Annotated in this window: 17 protein-coding genes; 7 read left to right on the forward strand and 10 right to left on the reverse strand. The window is 67.9% G+C overall.

Translation table 11 applies throughout. From position 1 onward, the window contains the following. Positions 1-96: 96 nt before the first annotated feature. Positions 97-966: an LOG family protein gene (locus ACM61V_RS07175; RefSeq protein WP_137787108.1), complete on the reverse strand. Its 870-nt coding sequence runs from the start codon at positions 964-966 to the stop codon at positions 97-99. Between the two features lie 9 nt (positions 967-975). Beyond that, a complete protein-coding gene (locus tag ACM61V_RS07180; protein WP_137787246.1) occupies positions 976-1593 on the reverse strand; it encodes an extensin family protein in 618 nt (205 codons plus the stop codon). A 229-nt stretch (positions 1594-1822) separates the two neighbouring features. On the opposite strand from ACM61V_RS07180, the gene ACM61V_RS07185 reads away from it, so the two are divergent. From ACM61V_RS07185 to ACM61V_RS07200, 4 genes are all read left to right on the forward strand, one after another. Continuing rightward, complete coding sequence (locus ACM61V_RS07185; RefSeq protein WP_137787107.1) at positions 1823-2986, forward strand: phosphoserine transaminase; 1164 nt, start codon at positions 1823-1825, stop codon at positions 2984-2986. A gap of 97 nt (positions 2987-3083) precedes the next feature. Further along, the gene (serA, locus tag ACM61V_RS07190) at positions 3084-4661 is read left to right on the forward strand and encodes a phosphoglycerate dehydrogenase (RefSeq protein WP_137787106.1); all 1578 of its coding nucleotides are present in this window, start codon (positions 3084-3086) and stop codon (positions 4659-4661) included. Between the two features lie 95 nt (positions 4662-4756). Further along, complete coding sequence (locus ACM61V_RS07195; RefSeq protein ID WP_137787105.1) at positions 4757-5851, forward strand: ATP phosphoribosyltransferase regulatory subunit; 1095 nt, start codon at positions 4757-4759, stop codon at positions 5849-5851. A gap of 108 nt (positions 5852-5959) precedes the next feature. After that, on the forward strand, positions 5960-7249 hold the full coding sequence (locus ACM61V_RS07200; RefSeq protein ID WP_137787104.1) for an adenylosuccinate synthase: 1290 nt from the start codon (positions 5960-5962) through the stop codon (positions 7247-7249). Between the two features lie 66 nt (positions 7250-7315). Here ACM61V_RS07200 and ACM61V_RS07205 read toward each other — a convergent pair whose 3' ends face one another. The 8 genes from ACM61V_RS07205 to purD all read right to left on the reverse strand — a co-directional run bounded on the left by ACM61V_RS07205 (position 7316) and on the right by purD (position 14234). Further along, a complete protein-coding gene (locus ACM61V_RS07205; protein ID WP_171007595.1) occupies positions 7316-7606 on the reverse strand; it encodes a hypothetical protein in 291 nt (96 codons plus the stop codon). A gap of 216 nt (positions 7607-7822) precedes the next feature. Continuing rightward, a complete protein-coding gene (aroC, locus tag ACM61V_RS07210) occupies positions 7823-8893 on the reverse strand; it encodes a chorismate synthase (protein ID WP_419713906.1) in 1071 nt (356 codons plus the stop codon). Beyond that, complete coding sequence (locus tag ACM61V_RS07215) at positions 8890-9414, reverse strand: GNAT family N-acetyltransferase (RefSeq protein ID WP_137787102.1); 525 nt, start codon at positions 9412-9414, stop codon at positions 8890-8892. Before ACM61V_RS07215 ends, aroC begins: the two co-directional genes overlap by 4 nt. A gap of 3 nt (positions 9415-9417) precedes the next feature. Continuing rightward, positions 9418-10221 carry an enoyl-ACP reductase FabI gene (gene fabI, locus ACM61V_RS07220; RefSeq protein ID WP_137787101.1) on the reverse strand — a complete coding sequence of 268 codons (804 nt, stop codon included), beginning with the start codon at positions 10219-10221 and terminating at the stop codon, positions 9418-9420. After that, positions 10218-11186, reverse strand: coding sequence for a YihY/virulence factor BrkB family protein (locus ACM61V_RS07225; RefSeq protein ID WP_419713907.1), 969 nt, complete (start codon positions 11184-11186; stop codon positions 10218-10220). The genes fabI and ACM61V_RS07225 overlap by 4 nt, the downstream gene beginning before the upstream one ends. A gap of 30 nt (positions 11187-11216) precedes the next feature. Next, complete coding sequence (locus ACM61V_RS07230) at positions 11217-12158, reverse strand: DnaJ C-terminal domain-containing protein (RefSeq protein ID WP_137787099.1); 942 nt, start codon at positions 12156-12158, stop codon at positions 11217-11219. Between the two features lie 64 nt (positions 12159-12222). Next, positions 12223-12915, reverse strand: a complete 693-nt coding sequence (locus ACM61V_RS07235) for a hypothetical protein (protein WP_419713908.1) — start codon at positions 12913-12915, stop codon at positions 12223-12225. 68 nt (positions 12916-12983) lie between these two features. Then, positions 12984-14234: a phosphoribosylamine--glycine ligase gene (gene purD, locus ACM61V_RS07240; RefSeq protein WP_419713909.1), complete on the reverse strand. Its 1251-nt coding sequence runs from the start codon at positions 14232-14234 to the stop codon at positions 12984-12986. On the opposite strand from purD, the gene xseA reads away from it, so the two are divergent. From xseA to ACM61V_RS07255, 3 genes are read left to right on the forward strand one after another with little or no spacing between them, the layout of a single operon-like run. Next, a complete protein-coding gene (gene xseA, locus ACM61V_RS07245) occupies positions 14235-15599 on the forward strand; it encodes an exodeoxyribonuclease VII large subunit (RefSeq protein ID WP_137788413.1) in 1365 nt (454 codons plus the stop codon). Between the two features lie 13 nt (positions 15600-15612). Beyond that, positions 15613-15813 carry a DUF2093 domain-containing protein gene (locus ACM61V_RS07250; protein WP_137788418.1) on the forward strand — a complete coding sequence of 67 codons (201 nt, stop codon included), beginning with the start codon at positions 15613-15615 and terminating at the stop codon, positions 15811-15813. After that, positions 15810-16718 carry a M23 family metallopeptidase gene (locus ACM61V_RS07255; RefSeq protein ID WP_249341746.1) on the forward strand — a complete coding sequence of 303 codons (909 nt, stop codon included), beginning with the start codon at positions 15810-15812 and terminating at the stop codon, positions 16716-16718. The genes ACM61V_RS07250 and ACM61V_RS07255 overlap by 4 nt, the downstream gene beginning before the upstream one ends. Positions 16719-16751 lie beyond the last annotated feature (33 nt).

Below are 16751 nucleotides of genomic sequence, written 5' to 3' on the forward strand. Positions count from 1 at the left end.
TCTTTCGAATTACGCTGGTCGAGTACTCCAGATATTTGAGCGCGCCGGTAGGTTGGTCACTACCGGCGCGTTTGTTTTGTGTGCCATGATCCAGAGTCAGCCGCCCGACTGTTCCTGATAGAAGCGCTGGACGACAGCCCAGCCCTCGGCCGCGGTTTCGACATAGGAAAAGATCTCCAGGTCGCGCTCGGAAACGACGCCCTCTTCGACCAGCGCGTCGAAATTCACCACTTTCTCCCAGAAGTCGCGGCCGAATAGCAGCACCGGGATCGGCGCGATCTTGCCCGTCTGGATCAGCGTGAGCAGTTCGAACAGCTCATCGAATGTACCGAACCCGCCTGGAAACGCTGCAAGTGCGCGCGCGTGGAGCAGGAAGTGCATCTTCCTGAGCGCGAAATAGTGGAACTGCATGCTGAATGCGGGTGTGACATAAGGGTTAGGGGCCTGTTCATGCGGCAGCACGATATTTAGGCCGATGGAATCGGCATGAACGTCATGCGCGCCGCGATTCGCCGCCTCCATGATCGAGGGACCGCCGCCGGAGCAGACGACGAAATGGCGCTTGCCCTGCTCGTCGCGCGGGAAGTTGCTGGCGAGCCGCGCCAGTTCGCGTGCCATCTCGTAATAATGTGATTTGGCAACGAGTCGCTCGGCGATACGACGACTCTTCTCGTCTTTGGCGGCATCGAGCAGTGCTTGTGCTTTCTCCGGCTCGGGAATCCGCGCCGAGCCATAGAAAACGAAGGTCGAGCCGATATGCGCCTCGTCGATCAGCAATTGCGGTTTCAGCAATTCAAGCTGGAATCGCACCGGGCGCAGATCCTCACGCAACAGGAAATCCATGTCCTGGAATGCGAGGCGATAAGCGGGGTTTTCGGTCTGCGGAGTCGAAATGCCCGTTTTGGCGGTTTCGGCATCCTGTTTCGCGCGCGGGAAGACGCGGCTTGGTACGCGGGTTTCGGTCATCGAAAGTGATTAGCGGCAAAAACCGGCGCGGTCATCCTCCAGATGCAAATGGTCCCGGTGCGCTGTATTGTAATCGGGGGACAACACTGTTCCGAAGCGTTTGCACGCCGATTGGTGCACGACGCGCAGAAAGTACCGCACATTCTGATCGGGCGAGTTCCAGTCGCTGAGCACGGTGATGCGGCGGCCGTCTTTCAACACGAATGCGCTGATATCGATCGCGTTGGCGATTGAATGGCCTGATCGGCGCTTAGTGCCCGCGACATTGCGGCATGAATAACTCCCCATGCTGTCGATTCGCGCGAGCTCGCTACCGAGAATCTGATACGCCGCAGGGCCTACGGCATTGCGCGCCCAGCCCGCATAAGCGCGCGCCTCGCCACAGCGCACTGCGCCGAGATTGGCGGTCGGCACGCCGATATCAAGCAGTTTCACCGTGCCGAGGATCGCGCAACCCGGGCCAAGCTGACGGTCGGGCAGCGGCTGATAATCGACGCCAAGCCTCTGCAAGTCGGCTAGACACTGCCCCGTCTCAAGCGCTGATGGACCCGCAACGGGCTGGCCGCTGCGCGGCGGTGTGGACGGATGCTCGACCCGACCGCAGCCGGCGAGCGCCAGCGCAATCATCGCCGCGCCGTCCGCTCGGCACACGCCTCTTCCCACGCCAACCACACGCACGCATCTGGCGCAGCGCGGATTCAGCGACAAGCGAACGATGACGAAGCGGGTCAGCGACGCGACTATCCGATCGTACGTGGCCAAATCTTCGCGATTGCCAGGGCGGGTGCGCGCCGCTAGAGCCGTCGACGGGCCACGCGGTCCCAACGCCGCGCGTGCTCTCTGTGAGGAGAGTTACATGACTGATACCACGCTCGTTACCGGCGCTCTCATTGCGCCTGTCAAGCCCGCTGCGAAGCCGGCTCGCCCCTATTTCTCTTCCGGTCCGTGCGCCAAGCCTCCCGGCTGGGATGCGGCAAGATTGAACGCCGATGTGCTCGGCCGCTCGCACCGCTCGAAGCTCGGCAAGCAGCGGTTGCAATATTGCATCGACCTTATGCGTGAAATGCTCGCGCTGCCGTACACGCACCGGATCGGTATCGTGCCAGGTTCGGATACCGGCGCCTTCGAGATGGCGATGTGGACGATGCTTGGCGAGCGCGCCGTGACCACGCTGGCCTGGGAAAGCTTCGGTGAAGGTTGGGTCACCGATGCGGTGAAACAGCTGCGCCTCGAGCCGGAGGTGATCCGCGCCGATTACGGTCAGCTTCCGGATCTCGCCCGGGTTGATTGGTCCAGCGACGTGTTGTTCACCTGGAATGGCACGACTAGCGGCGTCCGGGTGCCGGATGGCGAATGGATCGCCGATGATCGGGAGGGCCTTACCTTCGCAGACGCCACCAGCGCGGTGTTTGCCTATGATCTCCCGTGGAACAAGATCGATGTTGCCACCTTCTCCTGGCAGAAGGTGCTGGGCGGGGAGGGCGCGCACGGTGTGCTGATCCTTGGCCCGCGTGCTGTCGAGCGGCTGGAGAACTACACGCCGACATGGCCACTGCCCAAGGTGTTCCGTCTCGTTTCGAAAGGGAAGCTCGCCGAAGGTGTGTTCAAGGGCGAGACGATCAACACCCCATCGATGCTCGCGGTGGAAGATGCGATCTTCGCGCTTGAATGGGCAAAGTCTATCGGAGGTGCAAAGGGCCTGATCGCGCGCTCCGACGCCAATTCTGCCGCGCTCGACAAGATCGTCGGAGCGCGAGACTGGCTCGGCCATCTCGCGGTGGACGAGGATATCCGTTCGCGCACCAGCGTATGCCTCACGGTTGAGGGCGCCGACGAGGCGTTCATCAAGGCCATGGCTGGCCTTCTCGAGAAAGAAGGCGCAGCGTTCGACGTCGCCGGTTACCGCGATGCCCCGGCCGGTCTGCGCATCTGGTGCGGTGCGACCGTCGATACCGCCGATATCGAGGCGCTTGGGCCGTGGCTCGACTGGGCCTATGCGACCGTGAAGGCTTCCAAATAAGACCCACCACCCGGCGGAAGTCGGGTCTTTCTCCGCATCGAGTGTGCTTGCCGCACCCGACCCCGGTCTTTGCCGGGACGACGAAAGTAACAGAAACATGCCCAAGGTACTCATCAGCGACAAAATGGACCCCAAAGCTGCGCAAATCTTCCGCGAGCGCGGTGTGGAAGTAGAGGAGGTGAGTGGGAGGACGGCGGAAGAGCTAATAGCAGTCATCGGGCAGTTTGACGGCCTCGCGATCCGTTCCTCGACCAAGGTGACCAGGGAAATCCTGGACGCCGCGACCAATCTGAAGGTGGTCGGCCGCGCCGGCATCGGCGTCGACAACGTCGACATCCCGGCGGCCAGCGCCAAGGGCGTGGTGGTGATGAACACGCCGTTCGGCAATTCGATCACCACCGCCGAACACGCCATCGCACTGATGTTCGCGCTCGCCCGCCAGTTGCCGGAGGCCGACGCCTCCACCCAGGCGGGCAAATGGGAGAAGAACCGCTTCATGGGCGTCGAGCTGACGAGCAAGACGCTCGGTCTGATCGGCGCCGGCAATATCGGCTCGATCGTCGCGGATCGCGCGCATGGCCTGAAGATGAAGGTGGTCGCCTATGACCCCTTCCTGACGCCGGAGCGCGCGCTTGAGACGGGCATGGAGAAGGTGACGCTGGACGAGCTGCTCGCCCGCGCCGATTTCATCACCCTGCACACCCCGCTGACCGACCAGACCCGCAACATCCTGTCGGCGGAGAACCTCGCCAAGACGAAGAAGGGCGTGCGGATCATCAATTGCGCGCGCGGCGGCCTGATCGACGAGGCGGCGCTGAAGGAGGGGCTGGATTCGGGCCATATCGCGGGCGCCGCGCTCGACGTGTTCGTCACCGAGCCGGCGACCGACAGCCCGTTGTTCGGCACGCCCAATTTCATCTCCACCCCGCATCTGGGCGCATCCACCACCGAGGCGCAGGTGAACGTCGCGATCCAGGTGGCGGAGCAGATGGCCGACTATCTCGTCACCGGCGGCGTCACCAACGCGCTCAACGTGCCGAGCCTCAGCGCCGAGGAAGCGCCGAAGCTGAAGCCCTACATGGCGCTGGCGGAAAAGCTCGGCAGCCTCGTCGGGCAGCTCAGCCACGGCGTGATCCCGCGCATCTCGATCCACACCGAAGGCGCCGCGGCCGAACTCAATCCGAAGCCGATCGTATCGGCGGTGCTCGCCGGCTTCCTGCGCACGCAGACCGATACGGTGAACATGGTCAACGCCCCGTTCCTCGCCCGCGAACGCGGCATCGAGGTGCGCGAGATCCGCACCGAGCGGGAGGGCGATTACCACACGCTGGTGCGCGTTTCGGTCAAGACCGACACGGGCGAGCGATCCGTCGTCGGCACGCTGTTCGGCGATGCGGCGCCGCGCCTCGTGGAACTCTTCGGCATCAAGGTGGAGGCCGATCTGGTCGGCCATATGCTGTATGTCGTGAACGAGGACGCGCCCGGCTTCATCGGGCGCATCGGAACCCTGCTGGGCGAAGCGGGCGTCAACATCGGCACCTTCCACCTCGGCCGGCGTCAGGCGGGGGGCGAGGCGGTGCTGCTGCTATCGGTCGATGACGAAGTGAGTGCCGATCTGCTCGCGAAGGTCCGGGCGCTTCCGGGCGTGCGAACCGCGACCGGGCTGGCGTTCTGACCGCACGATAGAGCGGAGCCTGCCGGGGGCTGTCCTTTCGCGCAAGGAAAGGGCAGGGCTTCCGGCAGGTTCAGCTCGAACGGATACGTTTCCCAATGGCCGCTTTGCTCCCCGAAGGTTTTCGCGATTCGCTGCCGCCGTTCGCCGATGCGGCGGCGCTGGTGGAGGCGCGTGTGTTGGCGGCGGCGGCAAGCCACGGTTACGAGCGGGCCGATCCGCCGCTGGCCGAATTCGCCGAGGGGCTTGGCTCGCGGCTCAAGGACGGCGGGCTGCGCAATGCGGTGCGCTTCGTGGACCCTGTGTCGCAGCGGACGCTTGCGATCCGGCCGGACCTGACGGCGCAGATCGCGCGGATCGCGGCAACGCGCATGGCGCATCACCCGCGCCCGGTGCGGCTGAGTTATGCGGGGCCGGTGCTCAAGCTGCGTGGCGACGCGCTCAATCCCGCGCGCGAGGTGCGCCAGATCGGCGCGGAGCTGATCGGCCTCGATTCGGTTGCCGCCGCGCGTGAGGTGGTGACGGTCGCGGTCGATGCGCTGGAAGCGGCGGGCGCGACCGGCATCTCGATCGATTTCACCCTGCCCGATCTGGTCGATACGATGGCCGGCGCGCTGCCGGTGGCGGACGTGGACGCGCTGCGCGAGCGGCTGGATGCCAAGGACGCCGGCGGCGTCGCGGCGCTGGCGCCCGCCTATCTCCCGCTGATCGCGGCTGCCGGGCCGTTCCCTGACGCGCTGGAGCGGCTGCGCGCGTTCGATACCGCCGGCATCCTCGCCTCGCGGATCGCGGGGCTGGGGGATATTGTCGCCGCGCTGGGCGATCGCGTGCAACTGACGCTGGATCCGACCGAGCGGCACGGCTTCGAATATCAGTCCTGGCTGGGCTTCTCGCTGTTTGTGAACGGCGTGGCGCGTGAGGTGGGGCGCGGGGGCACCTATCGCATCATGCGTGAGGACGGCGCGGAGGAGGCTGCCACCGGCTTCTCGCTCTTCGCCGACGCGCTGGTGGGCACCGCCCCGCCCGAGCGGCGCCGGCTGTTCCTGCCTCATGGCACCGCGGCTGCGGAGGGCGCGGCGATGCGGGCCGCGGGCTGGGTCACGGTCGCGGCGCTCGAGCCCGGCGACACGCCCGAGGCGCAGCTTTGCACGCACATTCTCGACCGTGGCGCGGCGCATCCGCTGGGCGGTTGACGACCACGCCGCGCGCGGCTACCCGCCCGGCGAAAATTCGGAACGTCCGCATGCCGAGTCCTGTCGAAGGGCGCGCGGACATCACCCGGCAGGGGGAGTTCTGTATCCATGGCGAACGTAGCGGTGATCGGCGCCCAATGGGGCGACGAGGGCAAGGGCAAGATCGTCGACTGGCTTGCCGAGCGCGCCGACATGGTGGTGCGATTCCAGGGCGGCCATAATGCCGGGCACACGCTCGTCGTGGGCGACACGACCTACAAGCTGTCGCTGCTTCCCTCCGGCATCGTGCGCGGCACGCCGTCGGTGATCGGCAATGGCGTGGTGCTCGATCCCTGGGCGCTGCGCGACGAGATCGCGCGGCTCGGCGAGCAGGGGGTGCGCGCGACGCCGGAGACGCTGCGCATCGCGGACAATTGCGCGCTGATCCTGCCGTTCCACCGCGATCTCGATGCGCTGCGCGAGGATGCGAGCGGCGCGGGCAAGATCGGCACCACGCGGCGCGGCATCGGCCCGGCCTATGAGGACAAGGTCGGTCGCCGCGCGATCCGCGTGTGCGATCTGGCGCACCTGGACGATCTGGGCGCGCAGCTCGATCGCCTCACCGCGCATCACGACGCGCTGCGGGCGGGCTTCGGCGAGCCGCCGATCGATCGCGAGCGGTTGCTGGGCGAATTGCGCGAGATCGCCGGCTTCGTCCTTCCCTTTGCCAAGCCGGTGTGGCGCGATCTCAACGACGCGCGCGCGGCCGGGCAGCGGATCCTGTTCGAGGGCGCGCAGGGGGTGCTGCTCGATGTCGATCACGGAACCTATCCCTTCGTCACCTCCTCGAACACGATCGCGGGGCAGGCGGCGGGCGGCTCCGGCATCGGGCCGGGCGGGGTCGGCTTCGTGCTCGGGATCGCCAAGGCGTACACCACGCGCGTCGGCTCCGGCCCGTTCCCGACCGAGCTGGAGAACGAAACCGGCGAGCGGCTCGGCACGCGCGGGCGCGAATTCGGCACGGTCACCGGGCGCAAGCGGCGCTGCGGCTGGTTCGACGCGGTGCTGGTGCGCCAGTCGGCGGCTGTCAGCGGCATCACCGGAATCGCGCTGACCAAGCTCGACGTGCTCGATGGATTCGACGAGGTGAAGATCTGCACCGGCTATCGACTGCGCGGTGACATGCTCGATTACTTCCCGTCCCATGCGGCCGACCAGGCGGAGGTCGAGCCGGTGTATGAGACGATCGAAGGCTGGGCCGGCTCCACCGCCGGGGCGCGGAGCTGGGCCGATCTGCCCGCGCAGGCGATCAAATATATCCGCCGTGTCGAGGAGCTGATCCGCTGCCCCGTGGCGCTGGTCTCGACCAGCCCGGAGCGCGAGGACACGATCCTCGTCCGCGATCCGTTCGCTGACTGATCGCGGACGTTGAAAGGCCCGGCGAACCTTCATTCGCCGGGCCTTTCGGGACCATTCGCGTAATCGTTAGCCGCGCGGCGGCGTCGTCGGCGCCGTGGTCGGACCGGCCGGGTCGGTCGCCGGCGGCGGTGCTACCGTCGAGTCAGCCGGCGGCGTGGTCGTGGCCGGCGCGGTCGAGGACGACGGCGTGGTCGTGGTGTCGCTCGGCGCCGCATCCGGTGCGGTTGCCGTATCGTGATGCTTCTTGCCCTTCTTCGCCTTCGCCGAGGTCGTGGGCTGATCGCCCGGCGCCATCTGCGCGACCGCAACAGTCGGGAGGATAAGGGCGCCAGCGGCGATGATGTGAACAAACTTCATGAATTCTTCTCCTGGTCTTCCCCGTTGGCTAACAATATAGGGATAAAACCGGCGCAGTATCGTCGCCCTGCCGCGATACACAAACGCTTCATCCCGGCATTACCGACATGAAATATTATCGAAAAGATGAGCCCTTGCTTGACGAAGACGATCCGATTGTGAATATCTGTTCAGATAAGTGATTCGTTACTTTCGCAACGCGCGATATTGTGTGGCTCAGCCGCACTGCCCGCGATGCAGCAGCGCCTGATCCGCGAGCACCAGCGCCACCATCGCCTCGACCACCGGCACGCCGCGGATACCGACGCAGGGATCGTGCCTGCCCCTGGTCGCGATCTCCGCCGCTTCCCCGCCGCGCGTGATCGTCTCCACCGGCGTCAGGATCGAACTGGTCGGCTTGAACGCCACACGCAGGCGGATCGGCTGGCCGGTCGCGATGCCGCCGGCGATCCCGCCCGCGTGATTGGCGAGGAACGACGGCTTGCCATCGGAGCCCGGCCGCATCGCATCGGCATTCTGCTCGCCGGACAATGCCGCGGCGGCGAAACCGTCGCCGATCTCGAATCCCTTCACCGCGTTGATCGACATGCAGGCGGCGGCCAGCTCGCTGTCGAGCTTGGCGTAGAGCGGTGCGCCCCAGCCCGCCGGAACGCCGCTCGCCTCGCAGGCGACGACCGCGCCGAGCGACGAGCCAGCCTTGCGCGCGGCGTCAACCATCGCCTCCCAGCGCCGCGCCGCGACGGCGTCGGGGCAGAAGAAGGCATTGCGATCGATTTCCGCGTCGTCGAACGCATGGGGATCGATGGCATCACCGCCGATCAATTCCACCCACGCCCGGATGCGTACCTGCGGCACCACAAGCCGCGCCACCGCCCCCGCCGCCACGCGCGCCGCCGTCTCGCGCGCGGAGGATCGGCCGCCGCCGCGATAATCACGGAAGCCGTATTTCGCGTCATAGGCATAATCGGCGTGGCCGGGGCGATAGGCCTGGGCGACTTCTGAATAATCCTTCGAGCGCTGGTCGACATTCTCGATCATCAGGCTGATCGGCGTGCCGGTCGTGCGCCCTTCGAACGTGCCGGACAGGATACGCACGGCATCCGGCTCGCGCCGCTGCGTGGTGAAGCGCGACTGGCCGGGGCGCCGCTTGTCGAGCCACGGCTGTATATCGTCCTGCGACAGCGATATCCCCGGCGGGCATCCATCGACCACCGCGCCCAGCGCCGGGCCATGGCTTTCACCCCAGGTGGTGAAACGGAATATGCGGCCGAAGGTGTTGAAGCTCATCCCGTCCCCAATCTAGCGAAAGCCGGCGCATGGCGCGCCTCTTCGCGCATGCCGCACGGCAGCAGGCCGCCCTGCAGCGGCAGCGCCATGAAATGGCGGCCGGCATAGGGCGAGGCGAAGTTGCGCGCCACCGCCGCATCATAACCGAAGCGCGCGTAATATCCGGGTTCGCCCAGCACGAAGCTGAGGACCACGCCCTCCGCCTCCAGGCGATCGTGGGCGGCGCGCACCAGCGCCTCCGCCACGCCGCGCCGTCGATAGGGCGCCGACACCGCGAGCGGGGCGAGCGCCACGGCCGGCACCGGCTTTCCGCCGACCGTCACCGCCATCCTGCTGAACGCGATCATGCCCGCGAGCACATCCCCAACCTCGTCATGGGCGACCAGCGCCAGCACCATGTCGCCCTCGGCGCACAGATCGCGCACCAGCGTCGCCTCGTCCGGGGCGGGAAAGCTGGCGCGCAGCAACGCGTCGATCGCGGCGACATCGCCGGCGCGGGCCGGGCGGACGGTGATCGTCATCCGTCAGGCCAGCGCGATATCCGGCGCATCCTCCGCCTTCATCCCGATCACGTTGTAACCCGCATCGACATGGTGGATTTCGCCGGTCACGCCGCTCGCGAGATCCGAGAGCATGTAGAGGCCCGCGCCGCCGACATCCTCGATCGTCACGGTGCGGCGCATCGGCGAATTCAGCTCGTTCCACTTCAGGATATAGTTGAAATCGCCGATCCCGCGCGCCGCCAGCGTCTGGATCGGCCCGGCGGAAATGGCATTGATGCGGATGTTTTCCGGCCCGAGATCGACCGCGAGATACTTGACGCTCGTCTCCAGCGCGGACTTCGCGACGCCCATCACGTTATAATGCGGGATGACCTTTTCCGCGCCATAATAAGTGAGCGTCAGGATCGCGCCGCCTTCGGGCATCATCTCACGCGCGCGCTTGGCCACCGCGACCAGCGAATAGGCCGAGATGTTCATCGTCATCAGGAAATTGTCGAGCGAGGTATCGTAATAGCGGCCGCGAAGCTGGGACTTGTCGGAGAAGCCGATCGCATGGACGACGAAATCGATCGTCGGCCATTCCCGCGCCAGCGCCGCAAAGGTCGCGTCGAGCGCGTCCATGTCGCTGACGTCGCAATCGAACAGCCGCGCCACGCCGAGCTGCTCGGCCAGCGGCCGCACGCGCTTCGCCATCGCTTCGCCCTGATAGCTGAATGCGAGTTCGGCGCCCGCCTCGCTCAGCTTCTTCGCAATTCCCCATGCCAGCGACTTGTCGTTCGCCAGGCCCATAATCAGCCCGCGCTTTCCGGCCATCAATCCGCTCACGGTCCCGCCTTTTCCTTCTGTTCCGTCGTGGCGTCCTCTAGCGCCGTTTCCGGCGGTTCCGCCAGTGCCGCGTTGAGATGCGCGCCGAATACGAGGCCGAGGCCGATCAGGTAGAAGAACAATAGCGTCACCACCACGCCCGCGAGGCTGCCGTAGGTGAGGCTGTATCCACCGAGCTGCCCGAGGACGAACGGGAGCACCACCGTCATCCCCGTCCACCACGCCGTCGTGAACAGCGCGCCGGGCCATTTCCGGCTCTTCGTGTAGCGATATTTCGATGGCGTGACGCAATAGAACAGCGCGAACAGCGCGCCGAACATCACCACGCCGGGAATCGCGCGGCTGATCCCGATCCAGCCCGCGACATGCTTCGCCCATGGCAGCAGGTGATAGACGAACTGTTCGGCGGCAGTGAGCAGACCCTGCGCCAACAGCGACAGAAGAGTGAGGATCACGGAAGCAACGATGCCGAGCGACAGGCCGAGCCGCGCGCGCCAGATCGGCTGGGTGCTGACCGTGCCATACGCCTGCCGGAAAATCTCGCGGATCGTCTCGACGAAGCTGCTGACCGTCCACAGGCCGACCAGCGCGCCCAGCCACAGCAGCGATCCGGTGCGCGCGGTCAGCACGTCATGGATCGGCTTGCGGAGCAGATCGGATACGTCGGGCGGCAGGACATGCAGGAAGGAGGCGACCGCCAGCTGGATACGGTCATCACCCCCGAAAACGGACAACACCGCCGCGGTCACGATGAAAAACGGAAACAGCGTCATCAACGCGAGGTAGGCGAGGTTGCCGGCGTGCATGAAACCGACGGTGTACACGCCGATCACGGTGCGCTTGACCACCTCGAAAGCATAACCGCCGGGCGAGAGGCTTGCGAGCTGCAGATCAAAGCGCGCCCGCGCCGTGCCCGCTCGTTCCGCGCGATCCTCTGGCGTCAGCGCATTGGCGACATCGCTCAAGCTTCAATCCCCTCGGCTATATATCGGGAATCAGACGCCCATCGCCTCGCGCGGGTTCCCTCCGCCGTGCCAGCTTTCCACGAATTGCTGAAGCGCCGCATCGCCCGCCGGCACATCCACCATCAGCGTGACGAGCTGATCGCCGCGCCCGCCGCCCTTCCGGTGAAAGCCCTTGCCCTTCAGCCGCAGCACCTTGCCCGAGGTGGATCCGGCGGGAATTGTGAGCATCACCGGCTTTTCCACCGTCGGCACCTTCACCGGGCCGCCCTTCACCGCCTCCACCAGCGTGACGGGCAGGTCGAGCCGGACATCGTCGCCCTCGCGGACGAAAAACCGGTGCGGCACGATTTCTATCGTCACGATCGCATCGCCGGCGCCGCCCTGGCCCGCTTCACCCTTCCCGGAAAGGCGCATCTGCGTGCCGTCCTCGACGCCGGGCGACAGCTTGAGATCGATCGTCTTGCCGTCGCCCAGCGTGATGCGCTGCGGGACGAGTGCGGCGGCATCCACGAACGGCACGCGCAGGCGATAGGCGACGTTGGCGCCCCGGGGGGGAGGCTGACGCCGGCCGAACCCGCTGGCGAACCCGCCGCCGCCGCCGCCGCGCCCGCCGAACAGCCCCTCGAAAATGTCCGACATGTCGACGCCGTCGCCGCCCACATCGAAGCCCTGCGAGCGGAACCCGCCCGCGCCGCCGCCACCGCCGCCGCCGCGCGCACCACCGAAGCCGGCGCCGAACGGGGAAGTGGGGTTGCCATCCGCATCGATCTCGCCGCGATCGAAGCGCGCGCGCTTTTCCTTGTCGGTCAGCAGATCATAGGCGCCGGTCACCTGGCTGAACCGCTCGGCGGCCTTCGGATTATCCTTGTTGCGATCGGGATGGAGCTCTTTCGCGAGCTTGCGATACGCCTTCTTGATGTCCGCTTCGGAAGCGCCGCGCGCGACGCCCAGCGTCGAATATGGATCGGCCATCGATTCCCCGTTGGTGTGTTACGAAGCTATGTGGGGCGGCGCCCCCGCGAAGGCAATGCGGACGCTATAGCCTGCCGAACACCGCCTCGAAACCGGCGCGGTCGCCGGCGGCGAGGAAGCGCGCCTGCTCGATCCAGCGGTCGCGGTTCATGCGCCCGGTGAACGGCCCGAGCCGGGCATCGAGGGCCTCCGCCTCGGCGGTGTCGAGCGCGGCGAGCTGGCCTACCGTCGTGATGCCGAGTGCGGCGAGCCGCTCCGCGAGCTTCGGCCCCAGCCCCTTGAGCTGGGTGATCGGCCCATCGGCGGCGGCGGGGCCATCGGGCGCGGCCGGCGGTTCGGGTGTCGATGCGGCCTCGGTCGCGGGGGCGGCATCGAGCGGCGCTGCGGCGGCGATCGGCACGTCGGCGAGCGGCATGGCATCAAGCGCGGCAGGCTCGTCCGTCGCCCGGTCCGCGATCACGGGCGGCTCCGGCGCGAGCGGCGGGGGCGGTGGCGCCACCGGCACAGGCGGGGGCGGGGGCGGGGGCGGGGGAGGCGCGATCGGAGCCTCGTCAGCGGGCTTTGCCGGCGGATCGACCGCCACGGGCCGGGTTCGCGCGAGCTGACGCTCGCGTTCCGCATTCTGGGCCTCGATCCGTTCGGCGGCGGCGCGCTGGCGTTTCAGGCGCGCACCCCACAGGATGCCGATGACCGTCAGCACCGCGAAAGCGGCGATCAGCGCGAGCGCGACCGTTGTCAGCGTGCCTGTGTCCGTCATTCGGGGGCCCATATCCTGCTCCTCTGCCTTCCCGCTGCCTTAAACCCGTCGTCGCGCCTGTCCAGCGATCACACCGCGCGCCAGCCGATATCGCGGCGGCAGAAGCCGTCCGGGAAATCGATCGCGTCGACGCCACGATAGGCAGCGGCCTGCGCCGCCTTCACATCGGGGCCGGTCGCGGTGACGGCCAGCACCCGTCCGCCGCTGGCGACGATCCGGCCGCCTGCTTCCGCCGTGCCAGCCTGAAACACCGTCGCGCCGGTCGCTTCCGCCGCCGCGATCCCCGCGATCGCGCCGCCGGACCTGGGCGTGCCGGGATAGCCCTGCGCCGCCATCACCACCGTGAGCGCGACATCGCGCGAAAACGCGGGCTCGGGCTGATCGGCGAGCCGCCCTTCGGCGACCGCGAGCAGCAGCGCGACCAGATCGCCTTCGAACCGCGCCATCAGCACCTGGCATTCGGGATCGCCGAAGCGGACGTTATATTCGATCAGCTTCGGCCCATCCGCCGTCAGCATCAGGCCGGCATACAGCACCCCGACATAAGGTGTGCCGGCTTCCGCCAGCGCGTCGATCGTCGGGCGGACGATCTCGCCGAGCGCCTGCTCCTCCAGCGCCGCGGTCAGCACCGCGGCGGGGCTGTATGCGCCCATGCCGCCGGTGTTCGGGCCGGTGTCGCCATCGCCGACGCGCTTGTGATCCTGCGCCGAGCCGAACGAGGCGGTGACGGTGCCGTCGGAAAGGACGAACAGGCTCGCCTCCGGCCCCTCCAGCATCTCCTCGATCACGGCTTCGGCCGGGCCGTCGGCGAAGAGCGCCGCGATCGCGGCTTCCGCCTCGGCGCGGGTCTCGGCGACCGTCACGCCCTTGCCCGCGGCCAGCCCGTCCGCCTTGATAACGCATCGTTCGCCGAAATCGTCGAGCGCGGCGAGCGCGCCGGCCTTGCTCGTGACACGGAAATAGCGCGCGGTCGGGATGCCGACGCGGGCGCACAGATCCTTGGTGAAGCCCTTCGACCCCTCAAGCTGGGCGGCCGCGCGGCCGGGGCCGAACACCGGCACGCCGACCGCGCGGATATTGTCCGCCAGCCCGTCCACCAGCGGCGCTTCCGGCCCGATCACCACCAGCCCGATCAGCTCGCGGCGGCAGAAATCGATCACCGCGCGGTGATCCGACACGTCCAGCCCGACGATCGTCGCATGTTGCGCGATGCCGGGGTTGCCGGGCGCGGCGAACAGGGTATCGAGCGTCGGAGATTGCGCCAGCTTCCATGCCAGCGCATGTTCACGCCCACCCGAGCCGACCAGCAGAATATTCAAATGTCCGATCCCTTCCTTGATCCGCCCGGCCGGCTGGTAGCCGACGTCGACCCCGGCAGCAACGCGCCCGCGTTGTCGGTCGGCGAACTCTCGCAGCGGCTGAAGCGCGTGGTGGAGGGCGAATTCGGCCACGTCCGGCTGCGCGGCGAGATTTCGGGCTACAAGCGCGTCGCCTCGGGCCACGCCTATCTCGCGCTCAAGGACGACGCGGCGGTGATCGACGGCGTTATCTGGAAGGGGCAGGTCGCGAACCTCGCCTTTCGCCCGGAGGACGGGGTGGAGGTGATCGCGGTCGGGCGGCTGACGACCTACCCCGGACGCTCCAAATACCAGATCGTCATCGAGCGGATGGAGCTGGCAGGCGCCGGGGCGCTGATGGCGCTGCTGGAAAAGCGGCGTGCCGCGCTGGCCGCGGAAGGCCTTTTCGACAGCGATCGAAAACGCGCGCTGCCGTTCATGCCGCGGCGCATCGGCGTCGTCACCTCGCCGACCGGCGCGGTGATCCGCGATATCCTCCACCGGCTGGAGGATCGCTGCCCCAGCCACGTGCTCGTCTGGCCGGTGAAGGTGCAGGGCGAGGGCGCCGCCGGCGAGGTCGCGGCGGCGGTGCGCGGTTTCAACGCGCTGCCCGAAGCGCTGCGGCCCGAACTCATCATCGTCGCGCGCGGCGGCGGCTCGATCGAGGATCTGTGGGCGTTCAACGAAGAAGCCGTGGTGCGCGCCGTCGCGGGCTCGGCCATCCCGACGATCTCGGCGGTCGGGCATGAGACCGATACCACCTTGTGCGATTACGCGGCCGATCTGCGCGCGCCCACGCCGACGGCGGCGGCCGAACTGGCGGTGCCGGTGCTGGCGGATATCCGGCTTACGGTGGCGGCCCATGCCCAGCGGGCCGAACGCTGCGCGCGACGCTACATCGAGCGCGGGCGCGAGCGGCTGGCGGCGCAGGCGCGGCTGATGCCGACGCGCGACCGGCTGCTCGGCCCGCAGCGCCAGCGGCTCGACGATGCCGGCGCGCGCGCGGATCGCGCACTGGAGCGCCGCGTCGCGCAGGGGCGCGGGCAACTCGATCGCATCGCCGGCGTGCTGCGGCCGGCGGCGCTTGATCGCCGGCTGGAATCAGCGCGCCAGCGGCTCGCGGATTTCGGACGGCTTCTGGCGGCGGTCGATCCCGATGCGCCGCTCCAGCGCGGCTATGCCCGCGTCACCGCGCGTGGCGGCGCGACGATCGCCACGGCGGCGGCGGCGCGCGCGGCGGGGGCGGTGACGCTCCACTTCCGCGACGACAGGATCGACGCCAAGGTTGAGGGCGCGCGGGCGCGTCCCTATGCTGCGCCTCCGCCCGAACAACCTTCCTTGCTGTGAGTTTCGTGATCCGATGCTGATGTCCAATACCGACCGGCCCGCACGGCTGCACTATCTCGCCAACGGCTTTCGCGTGCTGACGCCGGGCGATCATGTCATATGCGCCGCCTCCGGCGCGCGGATACCGCTGGAGGATCTGCGCTACTGGGATGTCGCCGAACAGCGCGCCTTCGCCTCCGCGACGCTGGCGAGCGAGGCGCTGTCACCGCGATGAAGCGTGCGGCGTGGGTTTCCGCGATGGCGGCGTCGCTGGCCGGGATCGGCGGCTGCGTCCCGCCGCCCGCCACGCCGCCAGCGCCGGCACAGCCGGGTGCCCCCGCCGTCACCGCGCCGCCACCGCTCGCCTATGTACCGCCGCCGGCGACGTTCGCGCTTTCCGGCATCCCCCGGCAGGGCGGCGTCATGCTGGGCACGGCGCCGATCGGCACGACATCGCTGACACTGGACGGCGCGCCCGTAGGGATCGCCGCCGACCGCCGCTTCCTGATCGCGTTCGACCGCGATGCCGCGCCGCGCGCGACGCTGATCGCGACGCTCGCCGATGGGCGGCAGGCGAGGGAGGTGTTCGATGTCGCGCCGGGCGAATGGCGGATCGAGCGGCTCGACAGCGTCGCAAAGACGCCGGTGCCCGACGCCGAGTTCGCCCGCCGCCGCCCGGACGAGCTGGCGCAGATCAGGGCGGCGCGCGAAATCCGCAGCGACGCGCAGGGCTGGCGGCAACATTTCATCTGGCCCGCCAGCGGCCGCATCTCGGGCCTGTTCGGCGCCCAGCGCGTCTATCGGGGCGAGCCGGGCGCGTATCACGGCGGCGTCGATGTCGCGAAGCCCACGGGCGCGCCGGTGGTTGCGCCGGCGGACGGCGTGGTGATCCTGGCGGCGCCATCGCCCTTCACACTTGAGGGCAATTTGCTGATGGTCGATCACGGCATGGGGCTGAACAGCGCGTTTCTGCACCTGTCGAAGATCGAGGTGAAGGCCGGCGATCATGTGCGGCAGGGGCAGGAAATCGGCCTGGTCGGCGCCACGGGAAGGGCGTCTGGCCCGCATCTCCACTGGGCGATGATGTGGCAGGGCAAGCGGATCGACCCGATGCGCGTGGCGGGGGACATGGGGCGATAGCGCCGTTTTCGGCGATTGACCTGACCTGCACTT

The organism is Sphingomonas sp. TX0543 (assembly GCF_048565505.1).
GTDB lineage: Bacteria > Pseudomonadota > Alphaproteobacteria > Sphingomonadales > Sphingomonadaceae > Sphingomonas.